The organism is Geopsychrobacter electrodiphilus DSM 16401 (genome assembly GCF_000384395.1).
GTDB lineage: Bacteria > Desulfobacterota > Desulfuromonadia > Desulfuromonadales > Geopsychrobacteraceae > Geopsychrobacter > Geopsychrobacter electrodiphilus.
The window spans coordinates 630,051-654,983 of the sequence record NZ_ARWE01000001.1 but is presented as its reverse complement, the minus strand read 5'-3'; the positions used below and the strand labels follow the sequence as shown (position 1 = coordinate 654,983).

Sequence of the window (24,933 nt, the reverse complement as noted above, 5' to 3'; positions counted from 1 at the left end):
GTAAAGTTTATCTTCATAGAAGGATTGGTGGTTGGATCCTTATCGGAATGCAGGAATTACAAGCATCATTATGCAGGGCTTATTCTATTGACAATTCAACTTTCTTGGCGTACGCTATTACGTACAAATAGAGGAGGCAGTTATGCCAACAATCACAGCGACAGAAGCAAGAAAGAGTCTCTATCGACTGCTCGATGAAGTATCAGATACGCATGAGCCGATACAGATTACGGGCAAGCGCGGTAATGCAATCTTGATCTCAGAAGATGACTGGAGGGCTGTCCAAGAGACGCTCTATCTCCACTCACTTCCTGGAATGAAAGAGTCGATTATAGAAGGGATGCAAGCACCTATCGACCAGTGCGACGAGGAGCTTGATTGGTGAGCTGGAAAATTGTTTACACCAAGCAGGCCCAAAAGGATGCTAAAAAGTTAGCCGCATCAGGCATGAAACTGAAAGTTCAAAGACTGCTCGGGATTATTGCTGAAAATCCATATCAGACCCCACCCCCTTATGAAAAGCTTGTCGGTGACTTGGCTGGAGCCTATTCGCGCCGAATCAATATTCAGCGCCGGCTTGTCTACCAGGTGCTGGAAGATATAAGAACGATCAAGGTTCTACGAATGTGGACTCATTACGAATAGGAGCGTAATTCCTTACCTGCCACATTTTTAGGAAATGGGGGACCTTTAGATAACCAAATCCCCGAATAGTCTGGCATCTAGCCGGGATTTTCTCATATGTCAGGCTATGTAACAATTTTAGACTCACTAAGATTTTTAACTCAAAAACAATGTGGCACAAAATCCGAGACACTTTCTAGCCGACAAGACTTACCCCCCCACAAAACGCCAATGACCTACGGGCAGGTAATCGTGGGCCGTTCTCGTATTGAAGGTTCAGCAATAAAATTGCGCAGAGTATTGGACCTCAAAAACCTTCAAATCAAAATCTGATATGTAGTTTTCCTCTCAGCTTATATGAATGGGAAACTATCTCCCCCCCCCCCCGGCGCCAATTCGCATAGCGGGCCCCTAAAATATTGTTATTGGCTACGAGTTATTGCTTCATATTTCAGTTTATTATTTTCCGTTTCTGCCGCCAATACAGGTAACTGATTTAGCCTATTATGAATGGCATGATGAATAAATGACAACTTTGTACGTACCGATTGAGTTAACACAAACGGATATGCATCATCCAAACCCATGCTGCGGTTTAATGAATTGAGGACCATGGAAAAATCAATCCAGGTATCTAGAATAATTGCAATCGGTGTTTGAATAGAAAAATAGTGTTGGTCTTGGGGTAAATGTAATTTGCTGACTTGTTCACTATTTGCAGCATTACCAGAAGTTGAACCGGTGATAGAAAAATTTTGTGCCGTCTCTAAAGTGTCGATAATATGCATGTAATGGGCCCAAGTCTCTGCCCAGTCTTCATAGGGATGCATGGTGGCATATTCGCTAACAAACGTTTCGTGCCAATTTCCTGGCGCACCTTTCTCGTAATGTTGATCCATCGCTTCTTGGTAATCTAATTCATCGTCACCAAAATATTGTTTGCACAACGCGTGTTTTTTCGGAGAGTTTGCAATTAATCGTTCAAAATAATAATGACCCAATTCATGGCGAAAATGCCCAAGCACGGTACGATAATTTTCGCCCATGGCCATTTTTGTACTAGAACGTGCGACGTCGTCAGCTTCGGCCAAGTTAATAGTTATGTGACCACAATCATGACCAGTAAACACAGCTTCAAGATGTGTTAACTTACTGACAAAGTGATCTTTCACGTTACGGTCGGTTATAAAATCAAAACTTAATCCATTTTCTGGATCTTGACTGATATTAAGAAGCGGTATGGGTAATGCGTTTAATGTATACAAAGCACGGCGTTTTGCCTTTTCCATTTTTTTCCACAACGGAATGTGATCAACAATAGTTAGATCCGGAATAGTTTCGTTAAAACGACAAGCAAAACACAACACTTCATCTTTGTCGGCATCGGGAACAAATGTGCTTAAATCAACCATGCCATTACAGGCTTTGAATTGAGAATTGTTATCACATTTTTGAAAACGAATTTCTGGTTGTGCTGCTTTAAAAAATTGCCCACTTTCTTTATCTAGATTGTAAGGCTCCACTTGGTTAAACTCGTCATCTATCCCAACAATCCTGTCGCAAGCAAGACAACGGTTACTTTCAAAAAATAGAGTTGGATGATCTTTGCAAGTGCATTGAAATGTTTTCATATAACCAGTGGACTCCTAAAAAGAGTAGATGGATAGAGAATTGAACATAAAAATCACCATAAAGTTAATAGTGCAATGATAGCATTACAGAATTAAACAGCAGCAACCGCACCTTTTATTGACATGAGCAGCACCTTCGGTCCCCCTGCCTCAAAATTAACGACCTGCACATACTGAAACCCCGCTTGCGATACAGGCGGGGTTTCAGTATGTATAAGGATCAACGAGAACCTAACGATTCCCCCTTCTCCATTCTAATGGTTTCGTGTGGCATAACTTACAGGTCAGAATAGTTGTCTATTCTGGTCCTTGTCGGATTACTCCGGCCCCCTGATATTTAATTTTGTAGGCGGAGCGAACTGGAAAACCAGATTCTAGAATTTGGTTCCGATTATTGCGGTCGAAACAAACCCATCCAGGTTGATATGGTCCCCGCCAAAAGAAGGCTCGGCCCAAACGTATTTTCCCTCCAAACCAACAAAATAATTATTAGACAAATTGATATTGAACCCGGCACCTGCATGCAATCCATAAGTGGTCTCGGTCGAGCCATTGAAGTCATTAAGATTGCCATTCAGCTCCAAGTCGGAAATGTAAGCGCCAATGCCAAACAGACCGTAGGGCTCGAAGGCCCCGATGGGCAGAAAAACTTTCCCTGTGGCGACTATCGGAACGACTTTAAGCTTCGATTCCCCTGATCCTGCCGCAGGGGAACCCTTGCTCTCAAAATAGCCGATGCCCAACTCCACGGCCAGGATGGGCAAGAAGTAATGACCGATGACAACCTCTCCGGCAAACCCGGTTTTGCTGTCTAGGTGATGGGTCTCCCCATTGTTGAAATTATTAAGGTCGTGAGATTCGCTGGGGGAATATACTCCTGCCTTGAGTGCCATGTAATTGTCACCGTCTGACGCCGCAAAGGCTGCGGATGAGAAACTGACCAGAGCAACTGCGATAATCAAAAACAGAAATCTTGTGGTTTTCATAATACCTCCTGATTAATAGAAAACTTCCTCTTTACCGATTTAAGCGATTTATTAACCTTTGATGAAAGCGCAACTAGCGTGCCACAAATTCCTCCTAGAAAATTTGGAGCCAAGCTACTGATTTTACAGGTGTGATGGCAAAGTTTCCCGGCAGATTGAGGATAAAACCGCTTGCGGATTCCGTCACCCACAACATTATTGTCTAATACGACGGGTATGCTGCCGAGAAGATATGAGTCGACTTTGGTTTCAATTGGCAAGCGTGACGGGTTCACAAACGAACTGAGCCTTTGTTTTCTGAAAAGTCACCATCAAATAGAACGCCAAACGCCCACTATTGCCATATAGTGGGCGTTTCTTATTTATCAGGATTAATAGCACACCCATCGGTATCGAGTAGGGGCCATGAGGGTCTTCTCCGGTATCAACTTAGTAATCTCCCAGGTCCAGATGGCCAGGGAAATTACAGTAGGTTTTACCAAATCATCACTAGATTAAGTAATCCCCTTGTTCTGCCAGGGTGGGCCCTTCGCAGTATCCATAAAAATGATGGGTCAGCAGTTAGACTTCGGGAAAAGCCAACAACCCTTCCAACTCAGGCTCAAAAATCTCCCACACCCGTTTCTCCAGTTCAGCAATAAACTCCGGGCTGGTGATATTCGGCAGCTTGATGTGTGGATTCGGGTTTTCGTGCACCTCGGCGGGGAGACAGAACTCGGCCTTGGTGTAGCCCTGGCGCAGTTCAAGCGCCAGACCACGCAGGAAGGCGCGGCGTACGCTGGCGCGCAGATCCTCGATACTGACCTTGAAGCCGAATTCGCTCTCCAGGCAGTCGACCACCATCTGGGTGCCGATCCCTTTGGCGATATCGAAGAACTTGCACAGCCCGATCATATCGAAACCGACGATGTGCAGCTTGTCTTCGGTGATCCCCTTGACCCAGGACTCGAGGTCCGACTTCCCTTCGCGTGTCAAAAGTCCGTAGGTGCCCATGGACATATGGCCGCCAGCGATGGCCCAGGCGTAGCCGGGGTTGGTTTCGGGCTGGTAAGCGGGGAGTTCAAGCCCTTTGACATGATAGGCATAAGCGGGTTCGCCCAATGACTCAGAGAGGCGCATCGAGCCCTGGCCGATCTCGGGGCAGGTACCCTCACCGGCGGCAATGGTCAACGCGCGGATCTTCTCATAATCGCCGAAGGTCGCACCGTTCAGAATCGGAGCCTGCGGATGGCGCTCATTGTAGGCCAAAACATAGGAGATGGTCACGCCGAGGGAGATCGAATCCATGCCGTAGTTGTCCCCCAGCTGGATGAGTCGCGCAGCCTGACCGGCGTCATGAATGCCGAGGTTGGTACCGAGCAGGTTGAGCGGTTCATAATCGAACTTGGCGAGGAACTCCCCCTTGCCGCCATCGGCATTCTTTTCGGAAATATTATTGTGGCAGGTGATCCCGCAACGGTAGCAGGCCTGCGACTGAATGTGATAATCGGGTTCAACGTTGGCCCGAAACAGCTTCTCCGGCAGAGCATTCCCCTGCGGACGGAAGTTGTTGTACGGCACGGCATGAAACTCCTGCAGCACATCGTAAGCCGCCCAGGTGCCGCCCCCGCCGCCGCGACTTAACGGCTGGATGCGGGCCGAACCACCGCCTTTCAGAACATTGAGGTTGACCTTTTTGACCGCCTCGCTCAGCGTGCCGAGCTTATCGTTGCTCTCGGCGACCAGGGCGAGGATATTCTTGTAGCCCATCAGGCTCCCCATGCCGCCGCGCCCGGCGAAGCGACACTTGTCTTCACCGGACTTGAGCTGGTTCTCGGTCGAGAGCGCCACCGCGCCCATATAGTTGTGCTGCCAGTTTTCGCCGGCCTGACCGATGGCGGCGAAGTGGGCGTTGGGGTAATCCTTTTGCAGCGCCATGATCTTGGCGTGGGTCGAGAGTCCGCACAGATGTTCGGCCGGTTTCAGTTCGACCTGCGGTCCGTCGGCGGTCTCTTTGATTAGTATATAGACCGGCGTGGCCGAGCGGTTTTCGCAGACCAGTTCATCCAGGCCCGTCCACTTGAACTTGGCGCCGAACTTGCCGCTGCCGGTCGACCACATCGCCGCGGGGCGGCCGGCTTTGGACCCCTTGATCGGACTGTAGCCGGAGAAATAAGTGCGCAAGGCGGTCATAGCTGAAGATCCGGTCAAAAGCCCGGCATTGACGATCAGCGGGTTCTTTTCAGAATAGGCTTGATCGATCTGCCGCAGGGCCAGATCCTGAAAGGAGCGGCCAAATCCACCCAGCACATCCTCCAGATTACGGCAGGCAAGATCGGCAAAACTGATATCGCCCTTCGCCAGATCAATCGTGCAGCGTTTATAGCTGACGTCTGAAGGATTGGATGCGGGCTCTGTCGTCTTAAATTTCATAAGTCACTCACCTCTTTTGTATTAAATTTGGTAACCATTGTCATCAGCCGCCACCCAAAAGCGGCATAAGGCTCAGCTGATCGCCTTCAGTTAAAACCCTGTCCCTTTTGGCATGCAGACCATTGATCAGAATAATACCTAAATGTTGCGTCGGTAACTGCAGATCGTCAAAAATTTCCTGAGCCGTCACCCCCGCAGGATAGACACAAGTCCTGTGTTTGAAGCGGCCCGTCTGAAAAAATCCTACCAATTTGACGTCAACATTCATCAGACCACCTGCCAGGCGACGCTTTTAAGCCGCGGGTAAACTGAGCCGTTTCATATGGTTTTCAATCCGGGTCTGAAAGTCGCAATGCTGTCCACCAAGATAGACCATAGAGGAAGAAATTTCGCTCGCCAAAATTGCATGTTTGATCTTTTCCGGCAGATCTGCAACCCGCTGCCGCACGAATTCCGTTTCGCGAACGAAAGCCGGCAGATGACGATAGATGGTCTGCAGATAAAGCGGCTCCTGACACAGGTGTGGATTATCACGGAAGAAATCAAACAGCCTGGCGTAATGCCCGTTGATCTCTCTGCTGATCGCATCGGAGATCTCGGTATACAGCAGTTCCCCCTGAGACTCGCGCTGACGTCGGAAAATCAGGCGCGCCTCCTCCTCCGCACGCTGCTGCAGAATGCACAGGACATCGGCAACATAGCGCGGCTTATGCGTCAGGAACTCTTCATCGCTCAGCAGCAGGTTGGCGATGATTTCATAAGAGGAGGAGATCACCCCGCACTTGTTGGCCGAGCAGTCGCGCATGATCACCACCCCGCCTTTTTGCAGGTTAATCCGCGCCGCCGGGGTAATAAAGGAGTTGGCACCCTCGATAATCGCCCGCGTGTTGGGCTTACCGTCCGCGCCGAAAAAATCTTGCCAATTGTTATCATCTACGGTTTCGGGTCGCCCACCGCCAGGGATAAACAGATCGGTCGGCACCGCGAAAATTAGATGGTCATATTCGCGATAAAACTCATCGTTCGAGATCCAGCTCTCCTGCAGCCCGTCGGCGGTGCAGCTCAGCTTTTTATACAGCTTGCGCATCCCGTCCCAGCGGTTCTGCTGACGATAGAGGATAAACCCGCCAGGGTGCAGGGCCGTCGGATCAAACCCCTGCAGGTCATCCTTGAGCACAATCTGACTGAGAGCCTGAGGTTCCGCTCCTTCCGGGTCGAAGAGTGCCGCAGTACCGTCGACGATCAACTTGATCTGAACCTGCGGAGCGCGTTCCAGGAGCAGGCGCATGGCATTGCCGGCAACGTCGCCATTCGGCCCGCCGGTGAATTTGACCGAGAAGGGCTCGCGCTGCGGATCGATCCCCAACTCCTGCAGGGTGATTTCGGCAAAACGCACCACCCCCAAAGAGGTGACGCCGAACTCCTTGTGGTTAATCCCGACCCGTTTGCTCGACATGATCCCTGCCCCGAGCAGATAGTTGCGCTTAACCGTCTGGAGGGCGATCAGCTCAATCATGCTGTCGTGCATGTTTTCATCGGGTCCAAGCTCAATCGGTTCGTCATCCCGATAATAATCGACAACACGCGGATCTTTGGCGACGCCGTTTTCGGTGACGAATATATCCAGAAAGGCATTGATAAAGCCGTATTGCAGTTTGTAGAGCCGCTGCCTGATCCGTTCGGCATCGTCCTCGCCGCCGGCGTCCAGCACCGCAACCAGCTTTGAGCCGCCCTCATAAATATCTTTGTTTTTGAGATGCTGGGTGTGGGCGAGCACGTAATTTTCGCGGAACAGGGTGTTGGCCGCGGTCACGTAATCGTCGCGCCCCTGAGTGATCAGGGTGCGCCAGCCGCCGCGAGCGATATCGGAGAAGCCGATATGGTAGCCGGAGCCGTAACGCCCGGAAAAATAGGTGATGCGAAAGGGGCGCTCAGCGGGCAGATCGGCGGTAAATTCGGCGCCGATCTCTTGCAAATAGGCCGGATCGATGCGTAAGGCCAGGGCATGTTTCTCCGGCACGAAAAAATTGGTTTTCAGGGTGTGCCGGATCAACGACAAACAACAGCGGAAGATGGTGCGCCGATAGTGATCGAGGAAACGACGCCCGCTGGTAAAAGTTTCGATCGCGTTGATGGTCTCATCCAGAACCTGCTGATACCGCTGATCACGATCTTCAGCTGTTGATGCGGGATCGAAGCGGGTACGGAACAGCTTGACCAGTTGCAACGAAAGCTCGGGATGGTTGTGAAAGGCGCGCATTACCCCTTCGAGATCAAAGCTGTCAGGATGATTATGCGCCAGGTTGGTGTGACAAAAGCCAATAAAGGCACGAATCAAGGAGGCATCGGCGCCGCTGGTAAGCCCCGGCAGCACCAGGCGGCGGTAAGTCAGGCTGCTGTCGGGCAGGATCTGGGTGTGATACAGCTCCTCCTGCAACCTGGCAAACAGCTCACACCCCGGCTTGAGCGGCTCAGCGGTTGCAGCGCTGGCATAAAAGGTCGCCAGAAAATAGGGGTGTACCCCGTTACTCAACTTTAACCCGTAGGCGCGCTTAATCTTCAGTCCGAGGCGTTTGAACACTTCGAGGGTCTGGGGCAGAAAACCCTTCTGCGGCGGATTACCGACCCCGAACAGAATCCGGTATTCCATGGCACCATCCAGGCCATCCGCTGCTTCGACCGCCAGATAAACCCCCTCATGCTTGAGGGTCTGCTGGTAAAGCCAGAGCAACCGCGCGACCCGATCCGCCGGGGAGATTTTGACATAGGTCTCGTTATTCAACCACAGCAGCTGCAGCAACCTTGCGCACTGGCTGGCATCAAAGTCGGCGTAGGTTTGGGCAAACGCCTCGAGGACGGCATCCATAATCGCCGCGGGGATTGTCGGCGCGGGTGCCTCGGCAATCGCCTGATCGCTTTTAACGTCAGACGCGAAGCGCAACACCTCCAGCTTGGTAGCGGTGCCGGGAATCGGGGCATAGGAGGAGTTGATCTGCAGGTAGGAGATATCCTGTTCGGGGCAGCTGCGCAGAGCCTTGTACAACGAACCCGGGCCGGCGACCTGGGCCAGCATCAGCAGCCCCTGTTTATCGAGCAGGGTCAGACGGCGATTCTCTTCAAGATTGTGCAGGCCGCTCGCAAGGTTGGCCAGCGCCGCTAACTGATCAGAGTTGGTGATAAAAAAATAGGGATGCATCTGGGCCTTCAGCCACTCCAGATTGCTCCCGCAGCGAACCGTATTCAGACTGATCCGCTCTTGAACCGCATACAACATGTCGCAATCCATTGGTAAACTCCTGCCCTGTCACCCCGTTATGACGCGCATTGTAATCTGCTCCGACCGCAGACTTGCGGCCGGAGCAATGACGGATAAATCTCAGACCTTATCGCTGCCGTTCAATTAATCTCACGCAACGACTTGGCGAGGATATCCAGACCTTCCTCGATTTGTGCGTCGGGCGTGGTCAGCGGCGCCAAGAGCCGGATGGTATTCGCGTAAATTCCGCACGACAGCAGGACCAACCCGTTTTGGAGTGCCTTGGCGGTCAGCTGCTTCACCTTTTCGGGATCTGGGTTGTGACCACCACGCTCGGTCACCAGTTCAAATGCGACCATCGCGCCCAGCCCTCGGATATCGCCGATCGCGGCGCTCTGCGGGTGTTCTTTCATCTGCTGAATCCGCTCGACCATGCGCTTGCCGATGCACAGACTGCGCGCACAGAGTTGTTCCTCTTCGATCACATCGAGCACCGCATGCGCCGCGGCGCAACCGAGCGGGCTGCCGCCATAGGTGCCGCCGAGACCGCCGGGATCCGGGGAATCCATAATTTCGGCCTTGCCGATCACCCCCGACAACGGATAACCGCCGGCCAGCGACTTGGCGATGGTCATCAGGTCAGGCTCGATATCGAAATACTCGGTCGCGAACAGCTTGCCGGTGCGGGCGAAACCGGTTTGAACTTCGTCGCAGATCAGCAGAATACCGTGCTTGTCGCACAGCACACGCAGCGCCTGCATAAATTCTTTGGGCGCGATGTAGAACCCGCCCTCCCCCTGCACCGGCTCAAGGATAATCGCAGCGACCTGGCTCGGCTCGACATCGGCCTTGAAGAGGCGCTCGAGGGCGTCCAGGCTGTCCTGCACGCTGACGCCATGATGCTCGAGTGGAAACGGAATATGATAGAGCGAGGCCGGAAAGGGGCCGAAACCGGTCTTATAAGGCACGACCTTACCGGTCATCCCCATGGTCAACAGCGAGCGGCCATGAAAACCGCCAACAAAAGAGATAACCGCCGGGCGTTTGGTGTAGTGGCGCGCAATCTTGACCGCATTCTCCACCGCTTCGGCGCCGGTGGTCATCAGAATCGTCTTGGCATGCTTGATCGGGGCCAGTTCATTTAAGCGCTCGGCCAGCGCGACGTAGGTTTCGTAAGGGAGCACCTGAAAGGCGGTGTGGACGAAGGCTTCGCTCTGCACCGCGGCGGCGGCCATGACCCTGGGGTGACGGTGACCGGTATTGCACACCGCGATCCCGGCGGCGAAGTCGAGATAACGCTTCCCCTCGGCGTCCCAGATCTCGGCGTTTTCGGCCTTGACGGCAAAGACGGCGGTGGCAGAGGCGACGCCACGCGGAACAGCGGCGTTGCGTCGGGCTAACAACTGGGCATTGGACATGATGGCTCCTTTAACTGAATCGGTTATTTTGATCACGATAGCAGACTGACTATCGACAGAGACAAAGCTACGCCTGCCGTTTTCCTACCCTGACTTAGAGCAAGGGATATGCCACCCACAACCAGGCGGAAAACCCTGAGTGGTCGAGTCGTCAATAATCGCCAGAAAGCTTGAAATAGTGCCGTAATAACAGCTAGTTGAAACTTTGAAAAAAAATGAAGGCAGGATCTTCGACCAGAGGATGAAGAGCGGTGGCGCCCGATTTTACCAACGCGGCTCAGCGCCAGGATTCAGTTTTGAATCCTGGCGCTGAAGAGAAAGGATTATTGATCTTCAATCGCTGAGGTTTGCAGAATGCCGTACTTCTGGACACGCCGCGCGACCGTCGCCTGACTGACACCAAGGGCGGCAGCAACCTTATATTGATTCCGGTACTGTTTCAGGGCTTCGCGATAAACCTGTTCCTCGACCTTGTTCAGGGTTTCAGCAAGGGTCTTCTCTTTGACCCAGCGCGTCGCCTTCCAGCCACTCCCCTCGACAGAGTTCATAATCTCCTGAGGAAGATCCGCAGAACTAATGGTCTCGGAATCGGTCATGACCACCAGCCGCTCGCAAAGGTTGATCAGCTCACGCACATTCCCCGGATACTCATAGTTCAAGAGGATATCCGAGGCCTCAACCGAGAGCCGTTTTTGCGCCCCGACCTTCTTGCCGAAAAAATCGAGATGATGACGCAACAACGGCAGGATGCAGTCTTTACGTTCTTTCAAGGCCGGGATATGCAGTGGAATAACCTTCAATCGATAATAGAGATCAAGCCGAAAGCTCCCCGCTTTGACCATGGCATCCAGGTCGCGGTGGGTCGCAGCCAGCACCCGCACATCGACCTTCTTGCGCTGGGTACTCCCCAGACGCGTGATGCAGCCATCCTCAAGAAAGCGCAGCAGCTTGACTTGAGCCGAGAGCGGCAGCTCTGCGACCTCATCCAGAAAGAGAATTCCATTATTCGCCAGCTCAAACTGACCGGCCTTGCTCGATTGGGCCCCGGTGAACGCGCCTTTTTCATAACCGAACAGCTCCGATTCAATCAGGGTTTCGGGAATGGCCCCGCAGTTGATCCTGATCATCGGCTTGGCTTTACGTTTGGAATTCTCGTGAATCAAATCGGCGATCAGCCCCTTACCAACCCCGGATTCCCCGGAAATCAGCACGGTTGAATCGACCGAGCTGACCTTGAGCGCCTGATTGATCAGGTTAATAAACGCAGGCGTTTTGGCGATAATTGCCCGCCCGCCATATTCCGCCTGCTGCAACGAGCGGACCTGCTCCATGTATTTATTTTTAAGCGCTTCCTCCTCTTCGAGGGCCCTTTGCAGATCATCAATTTCTGTAACGTCACGCTCGCTGACAACCACGCGGATGAGCTGACCCTGCAGGTCGAAGACCGGAGTACCGGTCAACAGCAGCGAACGCTCACCGCTTTTCTGCAGCAGGCTGACGCTTTTTTTGTTTTTGAGGACTTCCAACGTGACCGATTTATCAAGCATCCCGGCGGCCACCAGCTCGGCCATATGTTTGCCGATCACCTCTTTGGCGCTGACGTTGTTCAAACGCTCGGAAGCCGGATTGATCCGCACAACCTTGGCCGAGGCGTCACAGATCCAGAGGCCATCGGAGGAAAAATTGATTATCGCGCTCTCCTCCCGCGCAAGATCCTGAAAGGCTTTGGTGTCGCGTGCCAAACGCTCCAAACGGGAGTGGGCATAGAGGGCGCAGACGTAGCCGACAATCTCATCCTGCTGCTTCACTACTTTGACAGTCGCGGAATAATCACGGCCCTCCCGCTGCATGGGCGGAAGAAGGGTCTCGGTCTCATAAACCGTCGCGTCCCGGGTAAAATTCCAGATTTCAGGGAAACTGCTGATCAGGGATTGATCTGTCGGATGTTGCAAAAAAGACCGCGCCAGATTGTTCGCGAAGCAAATGTCCCCCTCCAGATCAAAGACGATCAATCCGGCGGTTGTTGAATCGAGCAGGGCGTCACGGTAGGCAGATGGTTGCATGGGAACCCCCGAAAGAAACTGGGCCTTTGGCTTTTCGCCAAAGAAACCTGAAGACATTTTGACCGGACCCTAGTGTTAACATAGTCCCTGGGGCGGATTCAATACTGAATCAATAAATTCAATAGAGAATCATTCCTGCGGCTGAGACTCGCGTCATCGGGGTTCCCAAAAAACTCAGCCCCGCCCGCAAAGTGTGCGGCCGGGGCTGAAACATTTTAGCCTGCAGATCAAACGAAAATCAGATTCCCAGGTAGGCTTTTCTGACATGGGGATTAACCAGCAGCTCGGCTCCCGTCCCTTCCAGCACCACCTGACCGCGTTCCATGACGTAAGCGCGGTCACTGATGCTGAGGCTGTGCTTGACGTCCTGCTCTACCAGCACCACCGTCACCCCGGTTTCAGCAATCCGCCGCACCACGCGGAAAGTCTCCTCGCGCAATACCGGCGACAGGCCCAGCGAGGGCTCGTCGAACATCATGACTTCGGGCCGGGCCATAATCCCGCGCCCGATCGCCACCATCTGCTGCTCTCCACCGGAAAGGGTCCCGGCAAGCTGTGCCTCCCGTTCCTGCAGGCGCGGGAAAATCCGGTAAACCTCCTGCAGGGTCTCGTCTTTGTGCGGTCTGGCCCGGGGCGTATAGGCGCCCATCTCTAGGTTTTCGAGCACCGACATCAGGGTGAAGAGTCGCCGCCCCTCGGGAATCTGGGCAATTCCCAGGCTGACGATCTCTTCGGGTGGAAGTTTCTGGATCTCCTGATCCTTAAATCGGATGCTTCCGGATTCGGACTTCATCAGGCCGGAGATGGTTTTTAAGAGGGTGGTTTTACCGACGCCGTTGGCCCCGATAATACTCAGCACCTCCCCCTGACGAACCTCCAGCGACAGGTCGAAGAGCACCTGGATATCTCCATAGCCAGCGTTCAGCCGTTCAATCTTCAACAGTGACATAATCATCTCCCAGATAGGCCTTGATCACTTCCTGGTTCTGCGCGATCTCGGCGGGCGCCCCCTGGGCGATCAGGCCCCCAAAGTTCAGCACGTAAATATGGTCGGATAAAGACATGATCGCCTGCATGATATGTTCAACAATCACCAGCGTGACCCCGGCCGCACGAATTTTTTTCAGCACCTCGATCATCACTTCGATCTCCGAAAAACGCAGCCCGGCCATCACTTCATCCAGTAGCAGCATGGTCGGTTCGGTGGCCAGCGCGCGGGCCAGCTCCAGACGTTTGCGCTCAGGCAGGGTCAGGTGCTTGGCCAGCACATCCTTTTTATCCGCCATCTGCAGAAATTCCAGCACCTTCAGCGCCTTGGCCTCGGCTTCGGAACGGCGACTGGTCTTGGCAAAGGCACCGACGGTCACATTGTACAGCACAGTTTTGCTGGCGAACGGCTTCACCACCTGAAAGGTGCGCGACAGCCCGAGCTTACAAATCTGGTGTGGTTTTTTGCCGCCGATCTCCTGCCCTTCGAACTTAATCTGTCCGTCGCTCGGAGGGAAGGCCCCGGCGATGCAGTTGAACAGCGTAGTCTTCCCTGCGCCGTTGGGGCCGATGATGCCAATAATCTGACCTTCCTCAACCGTCAGGCTGACGTCATTCACCGCCACCAGCCCGCCGAAACGTTTCGTAACCTGTTTAACTTCCAATAATGCCATAACGGCTTATTCTCCTCTGGTAGCAGGCTCAGCTGCCATGAATTCGGTATAGAATCCGGCGATAAAGGCGGGTCAAAGGTTCCTGAATCCCGCGTGGCTGGAAGATCATTACCAGGATCAGGATCAACCCGAAGATCACCAGGTGCATTCCCGGCAGAATTCCCCCCAGATAAATACGGGTGAATTCATTCAGCGGTCGCAGTAACAACGCGCCAAGCAGCGGCCCGACAATCGTGCCACGACCACCGATCAGAGCGATAAAGGCGATCTCGAAGGACATATCCAGACCGAGAATCGATTTGGGGTAGAAATACAGAAACATCTGCGCATAAAAGGTCCCCGCCAGCGCGGTAAAGAAGCAGCTGATCGCCATGGCCATCACCTTGTAGCGCGGCACATTAATCCCCAAGGCGGCGGCCGCCTCCGGGTCTTCACCACCGGCACTCAGGTAATAGCCGATTTTGGAACGCATCAGCACCCAGGTCATGGCCAGCACCACCAGCAGCAGGGCCAGAATGATGTAGTAATAGCTCTCCTTGCTGGTGAACTGATAATCCTTGAAGGAATTTCCGGCCAGACTAATCAAGAGTCCGCGTGGACCGTTGACCTTGAACGGGCCGATCATATCGAGGTTTTCCACCAGCACGCGGATCCCTTCGCCGAAGGCGATGGTCGCCAGGGCAAAATAGGCGCCGCGCAGCTTGAGGGTGGGAATCCCGATGATGATCCCGACCACCGCAGCCAGCACCCCGCCGGCCAGCATTCCGAACCAGGGAGAGAGGCCGTAATGCAGATAGAGGATGGTCGAGGTATAGGCCCCGATGCCGACAAACGCCGAGTGACCCATGGGCAGAACCCCGGCAAATCCCCCGACCAGGTTCCAGGAGGAGGTCAGATAGGCAAAAAACAGGGTCAGGATCATGATCTGCATGATCGACGGACTGGTAATGATCTGGGGTGCGAGCAGAGCGATCAGCAGCGCCGCGGCCAGTAAATATTTATTAGCGTGACTATCGATGAGTGCTTTCACAAAAATTTCTCCTTAAGGAGCAAAAACAGGGGCAATCCTGACGCCTGGCAATGGAATTTATCCCCGTCGGTTTTCAGCAGGAAAACAGAGTTCGTGCTTTAGAAATCCTGTTTACTACCGAACAGACCGGCAGGTTTGACAAATAACAGCAACAGAAACAGACCGTAAATGACCAACTCGGTCCAGGTTGACGGCATAAACATGGCTCCGACCTCTTCGATCACGCCGATGATGATGCCGCCGATGATTGCCCCCGGAATACTGCCAAGACCGCCGAGGACCACGATGATAAACGCGCGGATATCGAAAACGAGTCCGACGCTGGGATAGACATAGTAAAAGGGAATCAGTACACAGCCCGCCAGACCACAGGCCGCGGTGCCGATGCCGAAGGCGGTCCGATAAATGCGATATTGATTGACCCCCATCAGACTGGCCGCATCGCGGTCGAGGCTGGTCGCCCGAATCGCTTTACCCATGACGGTATTTTTAAGAAACCAGAACAGAAAAAGGGCACAGGCGAAGGTAATGACAAAGCCGTAAACCTTGGGCTGCAACAGATAGATCCCGCCCGGCAGTTCAAATAGTTTGCCGGTGACGCTGGTATGGGCCACACGATACTCGGCACCGAAAAACATCAAGGCCAGGTTATCGAGGATGTACCAGACCCCGGTGGTGACAATAATGACGGTGATCGGCTCGCGAACATCTTTTTCCGCCTTGAACACCGGCTCGATAACGATCTGCTGCATAAAGTAGCCGAAGTAAAACATCAGCGGCACGACGATCGGGATCGCCAGGTAGGGGTTCATGCCGGTCAGGGTGACACACCAGTAGGCCACAAACATCCCGACCATCAGGATGGAACCGTGGGCAAAGTTGATGACCTTCAAAACGCCGAAAATCACGGTCAACCCGACCGCGGTCAGGCCGTAGATCGAGCCCATCAACAGGCCATTGAGCAATGATTCGATATAGATTTCCATTTCGTCCAGCCAGTCTTTGAAAAGGAGGGCCGCTCCGTTCATCGTAACAAGCAGCGATGAACGCAATAAAACCGGGGGATGAGCGTTTGACTCATCCCCCGCGAAAACAGGGCGTGATTATTTATTGCGCCATTGGAAAGGTCGGCGTGTAGCCGGCATGACGACCCTCTTTAGGCCAGACCGTAAAACGCTTCATGGTGCCGTTGTCATTATGGATCTGCACCACCACCAGGGCTGCCTGCTTATTCTGGCCGTCCTTGTCGAAATCAATGCACTTATAGGCGAAGATTGAGCCCGGGCCAGAACACAGCTTGGTGTCGGCCAGCGCTTGACGCAGTTTAACCGGATCGGTAGAGCCTGCAGTTTCAAGGGCTGCCTTGATCAGGTACATCGAAGAATAGGCATCGACCGCTTCGCCCGACAGGTTGTAGCCATAAAGTTTGTTGTACTTGGCATTGGCTTCATCAACGCCTGGCTTGTTGAGGTCGGTTTCCCATTCACCGATGTCGAAGATACCTTCAGCATTTTTACCCACTGCCGTGAGAAAGGCCGGGTCAGCATGACCACCGCCACTGCCGATGATCGCCTTCACATGCACTTTCATGTTGGCGATGGTGTTGGTCAGCAAAATCGCGTCGGACGCGTTAGAAGTCAAAAACAGGACGTCAGGCTTGGCGCGCTTGATCTTCAGCACCACCGGAGTCAGATCGCTGGCGGTACTCGGATAGGGCTCATCCAGCACCACCTTGTAGCCAGCCGCTTTGGCCAGCTTTTTCCAACCCGCGGCGAAGCCGGTGCCCCAGTCGCCGTTTTCATAAACAAAGGCAACCGTCTTTATTTTGGTACCCGTTTCTTTGGCCATATCCTTCAAAAATGCGAATTGATCGCGCGTCCACCAGGAATCTTTGGCCGCAACCCGAAAGGTGTATTTAAAACCGCGTTCGGTGATGGTGTCGCGGACCGAAACCGGCACCACGAAGGGCACGCCGTAGCGCTCCGCCACCTGGGTGGTTGGGTAGGTGACGGCCGAGTTCCAGCAGCCGGTCAAGAGTGCAACCTTGTCGGAGTTGATCATCTGCTCAGCGGCCGAGACCCCTGCGGTCGGATCACTTTTGCTGTCGGCATAAAGCATTTCCAGCTTGGCGCCGCCCATTGATTTTATACCACCGGCATCATTGATCTCCTGAACTGCCATCTCACGGGCATTCTTCCCCTGAATACCGACCGAAGCCGAAGGTCCGGAAAGTGGGATAATGTTGCCGATTTTGACTGTCTTGGTGGCGGCCTGCGCCACACCAAAAGAGCCGGCGATCATAGTCAGAGCGACTACGGGGATAAGCATTGTCTTAACAATCTTCATACTCTGCTCCTTCTCACAATGAGATTTTCCGCACCAGCGGAGTTTGTGCGATGAGTCATCCCTTGGCTAGTGATGACGACGGGATACACAGGTTTACGGAACCCTGTTTTGATCTATGCAGAACATTGTTATGAGCAACGCCCATGCCAAAGTCTCATTACAATTCTACCTTTGTAACTAACTGAAATAATGTAATTTTCCACGGGAGGAAGCGAACAGAAGTGATGCAGGGTCAACCAGACGGGTCAACCAGGGTTGATGTCGTCAACCCTGGTTGACCCGTCTGACAACAAAAAAGCCACCCCGACAGGGATGGCTTAAGGCAGAGGAGACCACTGGGAAAATCCGTCGGGGCAGTGTCGACTGGAGCAGATACCGTCAAGCCCCAGGGATGGGTTCATGCATCCCTGGAAAAGGTGAGCGTGGGCACATCACAGACATGGGTGGAGCCCGGCAGATAACCAGAAAACCAAAAACCGCCTAAGGGCCGCTATCGACCCTGACCAAACCTTTACTTTGCTGTCCGGCGATTTTTCAGCCGTTTATTGAGCGCCTGTTTGGAAATTCCGAGCAGTTTGGCAGCCCGGCTCTGGTTCTTGCCGGTCGCGTCCAGCGCTTGATCAATGGCGTATTCAATCAGGCGTTCCAGGGTCGGAAATTCTCCAAACAAGTTTTCCAGAAGATTCCCGCTGGTCTGCTCAGGCTTCCAGACCGACCCGGCTCCGTTCAAGCGTTCGGCGATCAACTGGCGGGTCAACTCGCCTGAGGTGCAGCGCGCCACCGCATCGTAAAGATAGGTTTTAAGCTCCCGCACGTTACCAGGGAAAAGATAGTTATTGAGCAACTGGATGACTTCGGGGTTAATCCGGGGAGTTTCCTTGCGCATACTCTCGGCGGCTTCGGCGACCAGACTCTCGGTCAGCAGCGGGATATCCTCGCACCGCTCCCGTAAGGGGGGGACTTTGATCAGGTGGGTGCTGAGGCGGTAATACAGATCACGGCGAAAATTGCCCTCCTGTCCGGAGAGCCCGACCTGGGACTTGTTGGTAGCGGTCACAATGCGCGCCTGACAGCGCTTGGGCTGGTCTGAACCCAGGGGGTAATAAATTCCCTCCTGCAGCAGACGCAACAGTTTCATCTGCGAAACTTCGTGCAGATCACCGATTTCATCCAGGAAGATGGTCCCCCCTCTGGCCTTTTCGAGCAGACCTGAGCGGACCCCGCCCGCGCCGGTATAGGCCCCTTTTTCATGACCAAACAGGGTATCGGAAAAGAGGGCATCATCCAGACCGGAGACATCGACCGCGACAAACTCTCCGGGCAGGCCGCTGACCTCGTGAATCGCCCGGGACAAAAGCTCCTTTCCGGAGCCAGTTTCGCCGAGGATGAGCACCGGCTGACCACTGGGAGCGATGGCCTCAATGTATTGAAAAATTTCCTCAAGCAGAGGGCTCCGGGTCACAATCTGATCAAATGCCCGGTTGCGCGAACCCTGGCTGCCGAAAGAGATCCCCTTCAGGGACATGACCTCGGCGCGTAATGAATTGATTTCAAGCGCCGTGCGCAGCGCCGAACCGAAGGTGTTCAGGTTGATCGGCTTGACCAGGTAATCGTGAGCACCCAGCTTCAGGCATTCGACTGCGGTCTCAATCTCCGAATTGGCGGTGCAGATAATCACCGGCACCTGCGGCAGTTGCTCTTTGATGCGCTGAAGCACCTGCTGCCCGGACAGATGCGGCATGTTGAGATCAAGAAACACGATCGGCGCGACAATATCGACCAGTTTAGCCAGCACCTGGCGGCTGTCCTGGACTGTGGTGATCTGCTGTACCCCCATTGAGTTCAACAAAAAGCGATAGGCCTCAAGTTCGGAAGACTCATCATCCACCAACACGATATGCGGGTTTTGGTTGCTGAAATTAAGCATGGTTCTCCTGACTTTGGGCATGCGGTAAACGGATGGTAAAGACACTGCCGACCTTGCCGTTTGTGGCGGAAAGCACCCCGTCCATCTCCTTCTCCACAATCATTTTGGCCATGTAAAGACCGATCCCGGTGCCCGAAGCCGTCCCCTTGGTCGTAAAGTAGGGGCTAAAGATCTTGGTCAACAGGTGTTCCGGGATGCCGCAACCGTCATCCTTGATCCGCACCTGGTAGGCGGAGCTGAGATCCCTGATCTCTATTTCGATCAAGCGGGCGGCCGGGTTCTCGGCGGACAACGGCTTTTCATTGATGGAATCCATGGCATTGGCCAGGATGTTGACCAGCACATGGACAAACTCACTCTGGAAGCCGTAAACAATCAACGGATTCTGCGGCCCCTTGCGATTGATCAGCAGGCGCACTCCGTGTTGCTTGAGGCGCGGTTCCATGAGTTTACGCGCACTGTCGACCGCCTCTTCCAGCGCAAATGGAGTCTTCTGCTTGGAAGGTTTGAAAAAGTGGCGGAAATCATCAATCGTTTTTGACATGAACTGGATCTGCGCGTCCGCGCCGCTCACCAACCGATCAACAAAGTCTCTGGTAATCAGGTTATTGAAATACGCGGACGGCACGCTGGCGACATAGGTCGAGAGGGCATTGAGCGGCTGTCGCCACTGATGGGCTATCGCCCCGAGCATTTCCCCCATGGCCGCCATCTTCTGCGCCTGACGCAGCTGTTCCTCGGCGTTCACCCGTTTGGAGATATCGCGGATGCTCGCCAGGGTCAGCTCTTCGTTGTCGAGATGCAGAATCTTCAACCCGACCTCGGCCGGGAATTCGGTACCATCGGCGCGCTGAAAGGTCCAGACGAAAAACTTCTGCCCGCCCTCCCTGGCATTGTCAATAATCCCCTGCACCCGGTTTGCGCTGTCACGCCCATCGGGCTGAAACGGCGGGGAGACCTCAAGCATGCTTTTGCCGATGAGGGCCTCACGCGGCAGACCGAACATCTGCGAGGCCTTCTCATTACATTCGACATAGAGCAGCTCCTTGCTCAGCAGGATGGCGTCATTCGCCACGTTGAACAGGGTCTGATAGTAGGTTTCCATCTCCTTGCGCTTATGAATATTCCATTGCAGATCTTTGTTGATATCGGTGATCTCGGCCTGTTGCTGCAACACCTGGGTTTCGAAGCGTTTTCTGAAGCCCCACAAAACCAGGACGCTCCCGACTCCGCCGATCAGGGTCACAAAAGCCAGCCCCCCGAGGACCATCAGGACGATCTCGGCCGCGTAGAGCACCGTCGTTTTTCGGGTTAAGGCGTAGGCTTCTTTCAGCGGCACCGTCGTGCACAGGAACCAGTCGGTATTGGCGATCTGCTGATAGGCCAGAATATCCGTGGTCCCATCCTGCACCGATCGGTAAATCATTGTTCCGGAAGACAAGCCCGCTGAGGTGTCGGGTTTCCAATGCAGGTTGGGCTCAATATCCTGCAGTCTGGTTTTCATGACGTAGGCCTGGTTCGGATGCACCAGAATCGTACCGGCCTTTTCGGCGATAAAGGCATAACCGGTATCGGCGACCTTGATATTCACCACGTTCTCCACCAGGGTATCGAGCACGGTATCGGCCCCCATGACCCCGACGAGTTCGCCATCAACGCTCAGCGGGGTGACCAGCGCAATCACCAGCTTCATGGTCACAAAATCGATGTAGGGGGTGGTAAATGCCGTTCGTCCGGCCTGAATGGCCCGTTTATACCAGGGGCGGGCGCGGGGATCGTAGTCAGCTGGCGGGGGCCAGTCGGCGCCATCGATGAGCAGCCCGCCGGTCAGGCCGATATAAACATCGCTGAAATGTCCGGCTTTCATGGCCATTTTCAGGGGCCGCAGGGTGATGGAATTCTTGCCGATGGCGGCCATGTCGATGGAAGCTGCGGTCGCATTCAGGATTTTCATCTGCTGATTCAGCCAGACCTCTGTCGCCTTGGCCGCATCCGTAGCGATGGCCCGTTGATTGTCAATAATCGTCTGATCTATCAGCGCCCTGGTGCTGCGGTAGGTCAACCCGACAACCACCAGAATAAGCGCAGAAAAAAACACCATCACGATCAAGGTGGTTTTTGTTTTCAGATTCATCCGGGGCCACATCCTGATCAATGAAGGGTCGTGAATTTCACCTGAATTCTCGACTGTGCGTTAATTCTGCGCCTCGAACTCAGGCCCTGACGGATAAAGTGGAAATATGGCATAAAAACCAGGGCAGACTTTCTAAAGTTTGACCCGGACCGGAAGAGAATCTTCCGGTCCGGTTGACAACCTCAGGCTATTTATTCAACAACCCTTTCAGGGCGCCACCAATCTGGCCACCGACGTCCTTCCCGACCTTATCATTAATCTTCTGCTCGATTTTTTGTGTTTCGGCGTCAATCCGTTTGTTAACTTTCCCTTCAAGTTGTTTTTTGTACTGATCGATCCCCTGTTTTTTAACCTCGGCCAACGCCTGATCCGTCAAGAGTTTCACCACCTGATCGGCAATCTGGGTTGGAGTGGCGCCGTTCTGGCCACCGAGATCTTTCATTGAGATCGTCGGCAGCGCCACATCATAGTCCTTATTTAAAGGGACCACCTTGACGTGGATATGCCCATCGGTGAACAAGAGTTCGCGGATTCGGATTTTCGGTTCAGGACCGCTCTTTTTCGACGCGCTGGATGACGCAGATGTCGAAGAGGCAAGATTTTGCTTCAACTGGTCAAGATTGGTTTTCCCGGCCTGATTCAGCTCAAAGAAAACCTCCGGCGCAATCACGCGGATATGGTCGATGACCAACAGGTCTCCCGAAAGCGACTTCAGGTCAATCTGAGTTGATATTTCACCCAGAAAAAAGACCTCAGGTGATTTGAACCCTTGCGGATTACCGACCGTCAGTCCGGTGATAGCTCCGGAACCGGTCTTCAGGCCGATTTTGACACGATCAACTCGCACCGCAGTCTGCGTTGCCTGTGAGCCATAGGTTTCAATCGCAGATTTTACGATGCCATCAAGGTTTGACAGCAGAAAGTAGACTCCAACTCCCACGCTGACCAGCAGGACAAGAACCGCGCCCAGAACAATTTTCTTCATGTTTCCCTCGCATGCTTTCTTCACGTGAATGTGATTGTAAACTGAAGATGACCGGACTCTAAGATACCACAATTACAGCCTTGAGAGTGGTGATCTGCGGGGCCGGAGCCAGCCAAAGTCAAGGGGCAGATACCTTTGATTCAAGTAGATGCAGTCTGTTTATCCGCATGCGGGACATGACGCCTGTGTCCCGTTTTTGAAAGCCGGCAGTTCACGGCGTCAACCAGAATAGACCCTAATTTAAAGCAGGAGAAAAGTCCCACTTAGACGACAATTAAATCCAGATGGTTATAACCGTTTTCCTTGTTTTTAGGATACCTGGTCGTGTAGCCGTACTTCTTTTGCCAGTTCGAATTTTCCCATAATTTTGTATAGCTGGTTCGATAATTAAAAACAATTGATGGTTTCGTCGTAGAGTACTTGATCAAGCGAGCCAACGCGACATTATCCGGGTGTTTGGAATAATTACCGTTCGTCGAGACAAAATAATTTTCACAGCGCATTAACTGAATCAGATCTTTTGATAAATTAAATTTGCTCGCATGATGCGGAATTTTGAACAGATCAAGCACGATTGGATTTTCTATAGAAAACCCGAGAGCCTTCAAGCTTTCCACTAATAACCCTGAATGAGCGTCGCCAGCCAGGAGAATTTTCAGATTTTTATATTGGAGGATAAAGGCGATGCTGGATCCATTTGCCGCTGAATGATCTTCTATAAAGTCCTCTTCCGCCAGGGTCTCAATGTCAATCGTCCCAGATTCTTCAAGGGCATCATCTGGCACAGCATAATCCTCAACGGAAACGCCGGGGGTCAAACCTGCCGCCAGACACTCTGCATTCCAGGTGGGTATCAATGTTTCGAGCTTGGCGCGGTCAGGAGACAGCAGGGTCAAAATTATATCGTCGAGGAGAATAATATTGCTGGTGGGATCATTGTAACGTTCGACTGCCTGCCCGCCGAAATGCCGGTTCCAGCGCCAACCCTTTGCAATGATTTCGATACTTAGTTCTTCACCCATTTTAACCCCGAATTCTTTAAGATCGGCGTCAAATCCTGGATAAACTATTGGGTGACCAAAGAGATGTTCCCAGGTGTTAAACCAGATATTTTTAACCTCCAACTTTAGCTCTGGATCTTTTACAAGGCTGAGGACTCCTTCAATATGGTCTCTGTCTACATGGGTAACCACAAGCAGTTCCAGCCTTGAAACACCATTATCTGACAGAAAACCCTTCAGCGCCTGTTCATAAGTCCATGCTCTTCCTGCGTCTATCAGTATGTATTTGCGGTTAAACTCCTCCCCGTAAGAAATCAACAGGCAGTCACCCTCTTTTGCGGGCAGCATTGTCACACTTAAGGTGTCAAGCATCTGTTTATTCCTGCTGAATTCGTCACATCCTTTACCAGCGTCGAGAAAATTTGATCGACAGGAAGGGGTGAGACGGGTCAGGTTGAATTGCGATGCTTTCCAGTACAGCACGCCGCTCACGCGATTGAGCATCGCACTCCCTGGCAAAACAACGAAATCCATCCAACATCAGTTTCAGACCAAAAGAGAAGAAGGGGAATCTTGTGCCATAGGCCCGGATCAAAGCCTCCAGCGCTTCATCCCGATCCGTACCTCCGAGCATGAAAAACAGAGCAGCGTGCAAAATTGCACTATTTTTAATTTTCTTGAACTGGCCACTTCCCCCAACCTGCGTATTTCGCCCCTTGAAACAGACAGTCTGTTTACCATCCCACGCCGGCGACCCCCTACTCCCTGACGTAGGTATCGATGTCTGTTTCATGCACCATCCTCATCAGGCGTGCATACTCAGATTCGATAATCAGGTAGTGCTCGTGAGTCTCTTTGGCCATCTGTTCAAACACCAGACGAGAAACAGGATCAATCAATCTGGCTGCGGTAAACTGTAGACTTTTAGCCAGGGATTCCTCTTCACGCAGTGCAATCTCCATGGCACCACGTTCGTCAACCTGCTCATCAATCAACTGCTCCAGCTGGTGCATCATGACAGACCTGGAGTGTGCAGGGCTGTTAATGAATTTATCGAAATCACCCTGATCTCCGCCAGAATAAAGGCCATAAAAGCGGCCGGCATGCTCTCGCTCTTCCATGGCGAGCGTTTCGAACACCTGGCGCGCGGCGGGATCTGTGGTGATCTGCGCAGCACGCTCATAAAACTCCATCAGTTCTTTTTCCGCCATTGCAGCACGTCTGATCGATTCTTGATGATTAAATTCTTGGGTCATCGCCGTCGCTCCTTTCATGTAAACAGCTTGAAAACAAACCTGGATGAAGAAGTTCCTGCCATTACATTATAGCGGGTTTTGGTTGACGCACGCAGAGACAAGGTTCAGTTATTCAGGGAAGTGGGATATCGGTAAGTTTTTTTCAGAACCGGCAACCTGACCCAACGTTGCAAGATAAACCCTCATCGAGGCAGTACAGCAAA

Annotated in this window: 19 protein-coding genes; 2 read left to right on the top strand and 17 right to left on the bottom strand. The window is 52.9% G+C overall.

Features of this window, described 5'->3' with window-relative positions:
* Positions 1–142: 142 nt before the first annotated feature.
* A complete protein-coding gene (locus D888_RS0103010; RefSeq protein ID WP_020675048.1) occupies positions 143–385 on the top strand; it encodes a type II toxin-antitoxin system Phd/YefM family antitoxin in 243 nt (80 codons plus the stop codon).
* Entirely contained in the window at positions 382–645 is a 264-nt protein-coding gene (locus tag D888_RS0103005) for a Txe/YoeB family addiction module toxin (RefSeq protein WP_020675047.1), read from the top strand. The genes D888_RS0103010 and D888_RS0103005 overlap by 4 nt, the downstream gene beginning before the upstream one ends.
* A 401-nt stretch (positions 646–1,046) precedes the next feature.
* Here D888_RS0103005 and D888_RS0103000 read toward each other — a convergent pair whose 3' ends face one another.
* The 17 genes from D888_RS0103000 to D888_RS0102915 all read right to left on the bottom strand — a co-directional run bounded on the left by D888_RS0103000 (position 1,047) and on the right by D888_RS0102915 (position 24,730).
* A complete protein-coding gene (locus D888_RS0103000; protein WP_020675046.1) occupies positions 1,047–2,255 on the bottom strand; it encodes a zinc-binding metallopeptidase family protein in 1,209 nt (402 codons plus the stop codon).
* A 374-nt stretch (positions 2,256–2,629) separates the two neighbouring features.
* Entirely contained in the window at positions 2,630–3,241 is a 612-nt protein-coding gene (locus D888_RS0102995; protein ID WP_020675045.1) for an outer membrane beta-barrel protein, read from the bottom strand.
* Positions 3,242–3,802: 561 nt separating this feature from the next.
* On the bottom strand, positions 3,803–5,653 hold the full coding sequence (locus D888_RS0102990; protein WP_020675044.1) for an aldehyde ferredoxin oxidoreductase C-terminal domain-containing protein: 1,851 nt from the start codon (positions 5,651–5,653) through the stop codon (positions 3,803–3,805).
* 43 nt (positions 5,654–5,696) lie between these two features.
* The gene (locus D888_RS0102985) at positions 5,697–5,921 is read right to left on the bottom strand and encodes a MoaD/ThiS family protein (protein ID WP_020675043.1); all 225 of its coding nucleotides are present in this window, start codon (positions 5,919–5,921) and stop codon (positions 5,697–5,699) included.
* 24 nt (positions 5,922–5,945) lie between these two features.
* Positions 5,946–8,939: an NAD-glutamate dehydrogenase domain-containing protein gene (locus tag D888_RS0102980; RefSeq protein WP_020675042.1), complete on the bottom strand. Its 2,994-nt coding sequence runs from the start codon at positions 8,937–8,939 to the stop codon at positions 5,946–5,948.
* Between the two features lie 110 nt (positions 8,940–9,049).
* The gene (gene gabT / locus D888_RS0102975) at positions 9,050–10,327 is read right to left on the bottom strand and encodes a 4-aminobutyrate--2-oxoglutarate transaminase (protein ID WP_020675041.1); all 1,278 of its coding nucleotides are present in this window, start codon (positions 10,325–10,327) and stop codon (positions 9,050–9,052) included.
* Between the two features lie 323 nt (positions 10,328–10,650).
* Entirely contained in the window at positions 10,651–12,390 is a 1,740-nt protein-coding gene (locus D888_RS0102970) for a sigma 54-interacting transcriptional regulator (RefSeq protein ID WP_245554993.1), read from the bottom strand.
* 238 nt (positions 12,391–12,628) lie between these two features.
* Positions 12,629–13,339 (bottom strand): ABC transporter ATP-binding protein, encoded by a 711-nt coding sequence (locus D888_RS0102965; RefSeq protein ID WP_020675039.1) that lies wholly within the window; start codon positions 13,337–13,339, stop codon positions 12,629–12,631.
* On the bottom strand, positions 13,320–14,051 hold the full coding sequence (locus D888_RS0102960; protein WP_020675038.1) for an ABC transporter ATP-binding protein: 732 nt from the start codon (positions 14,049–14,051) through the stop codon (positions 13,320–13,322). The genes D888_RS0102965 and D888_RS0102960 overlap by 20 nt, the downstream gene beginning before the upstream one ends.
* A gap of 28 nt (positions 14,052–14,079) precedes the next feature.
* Positions 14,080–15,081, bottom strand: a complete 1,002-nt coding sequence (locus D888_RS0102955) for a branched-chain amino acid ABC transporter permease (RefSeq protein WP_020675037.1) — start codon at positions 15,079–15,081, stop codon at positions 14,080–14,082.
* 98 nt (positions 15,082–15,179) lie between these two features.
* Entirely contained in the window at positions 15,180–16,067 is an 888-nt protein-coding gene (locus D888_RS0102950; protein ID WP_020675036.1) for a branched-chain amino acid ABC transporter permease, read from the bottom strand.
* Positions 16,068–16,188: 121 nt separating this feature from the next.
* Positions 16,189–17,427: an ABC transporter substrate-binding protein gene (locus D888_RS0102945; protein ID WP_020675035.1), complete on the bottom strand. Its 1,239-nt coding sequence runs from the start codon at positions 17,425–17,427 to the stop codon at positions 16,189–16,191.
* Positions 17,428–17,938: 511 nt separating this feature from the next.
* The gene (locus D888_RS0102940; RefSeq protein WP_020675034.1) at positions 17,939–19,354 is read right to left on the bottom strand and encodes a sigma-54-dependent transcriptional regulator; all 1,416 of its coding nucleotides are present in this window, start codon (positions 19,352–19,354) and stop codon (positions 17,939–17,941) included.
* Positions 19,347–21,488, bottom strand: coding sequence for a cache domain-containing protein (locus tag D888_RS22840; protein ID WP_020675033.1), 2,142 nt, complete (start codon positions 21,486–21,488; stop codon positions 19,347–19,349). Before D888_RS22840 ends, D888_RS0102940 begins: the two co-directional genes overlap by 8 nt.
* Positions 21,489–21,675: 187 nt before the next feature.
* Entirely contained in the window at positions 21,676–22,473 is a 798-nt protein-coding gene (locus tag D888_RS0102930; RefSeq protein WP_020675032.1) for a DUF748 domain-containing protein, read from the bottom strand.
* 263 nt (positions 22,474–22,736) lie between these two features.
* A complete protein-coding gene (locus tag D888_RS0102925) occupies positions 22,737–23,978 on the bottom strand; it encodes a ComEC/Rec2 family competence protein (protein WP_156826933.1) in 1,242 nt (413 codons plus the stop codon).
* 254 nt (positions 23,979–24,232) lie between these two features.
* Positions 24,233–24,730, bottom strand: a complete 498-nt coding sequence (locus D888_RS0102915; RefSeq protein WP_020675029.1) for a ferritin family protein — start codon at positions 24,728–24,730, stop codon at positions 24,233–24,235.
* Positions 24,731–24,933: the final 203 nt, after the last annotated feature.

What these genes read in the sequence shown, in the direction of transcription:
- D888_RS0102960 (WP_020675038.1), bottom strand. Translation starts at nt 14,051, where the DNA reads ATGGCATTATTGGAAGTTAAACAGGTTACGAAACGTTTCGGCGGGCTG.
- D888_RS0103010 (WP_020675048.1), top strand. Translation starts at nt 143, where the DNA reads ATGCCAACAATCACAGCGACAGAAGCAAGAAAGAGTCTCTATCGACTG.
- D888_RS0102980 (WP_020675042.1), bottom strand. Translation starts at nt 8,939, where the DNA reads ATGGATTGCGACATGTTGTATGCGGTTCAAGAGCGGATCAGTCTGAAT.
- gabT (WP_020675041.1), bottom strand. Translation starts at nt 10,327, where the DNA reads ATGTCCAATGCCCAGTTGTTAGCCCGACGCAACGCCGCTGTTCCGCGT.
- D888_RS0102950 (WP_020675036.1), bottom strand. Translation starts at nt 16,067, where the DNA reads ATGGAAATCTATATCGAATCATTGCTCAATGGCCTGTTGATGGGCTCG.
- D888_RS0102965 (WP_020675039.1), bottom strand. Translation starts at nt 13,339, where the DNA reads ATGTCACTGTTGAAGATTGAACGGCTGAACGCTGGCTATGGAGATATC.
- D888_RS22840 (WP_020675033.1), bottom strand. Translation starts at nt 21,488, where the DNA reads ATGAATCTGAAAACAAAAACCACCTTGATCGTGATGGTGTTTTTTTCT.
- D888_RS0102995 (WP_020675045.1), bottom strand. Translation starts at nt 3,241, where the DNA reads ATGAAAACCACAAGATTTCTGTTTTTGATTATCGCAGTTGCTCTGGTC.
- D888_RS0102925 (WP_156826933.1), bottom strand. Translation starts at nt 23,978, where the DNA reads ATGCTCAATCGCGTGAGCGGCGTGCTGTACTGGAAAGCATCGCAATTC.
- D888_RS0102945 (WP_020675035.1), bottom strand. Translation starts at nt 17,427, where the DNA reads ATGAAGATTGTTAAGACAATGCTTATCCCCGTAGTCGCTCTGACTATG.
- D888_RS0102930 (WP_020675032.1), bottom strand. Translation starts at nt 22,473, where the DNA reads ATGAAGAAAATTGTTCTGGGCGCGGTTCTTGTCCTGCTGGTCAGCGTG.
- D888_RS0102990 (WP_020675044.1), bottom strand. Translation starts at nt 5,653, where the DNA reads ATGAAATTTAAGACGACAGAGCCCGCATCCAATCCTTCAGACGTCAGC.
- D888_RS0102985 (WP_020675043.1), bottom strand. Translation starts at nt 5,921, where the DNA reads ATGAATGTTGACGTCAAATTGGTAGGATTTTTTCAGACGGGCCGCTTC.
- D888_RS0102940 (WP_020675034.1), bottom strand. Translation starts at nt 19,354, where the DNA reads ATGCTTAATTTCAGCAACCAAAACCCGCATATCGTGTTGGTGGATGAT.
- D888_RS0102970 (WP_245554993.1), bottom strand. Translation starts at nt 12,390, where the DNA reads ATGCAACCATCTGCCTACCGTGACGCCCTGCTCGATTCAACAACCGCC.
- D888_RS0103000 (WP_020675046.1), bottom strand. Translation starts at nt 2,255, where the DNA reads ATGAAAACATTTCAATGCACTTGCAAAGATCATCCAACTCTATTTTTT.
- D888_RS0102915 (WP_020675029.1), bottom strand. Translation starts at nt 24,730, where the DNA reads ATGACCCAAGAATTTAATCATCAAGAATCGATCAGACGTGCTGCAATG.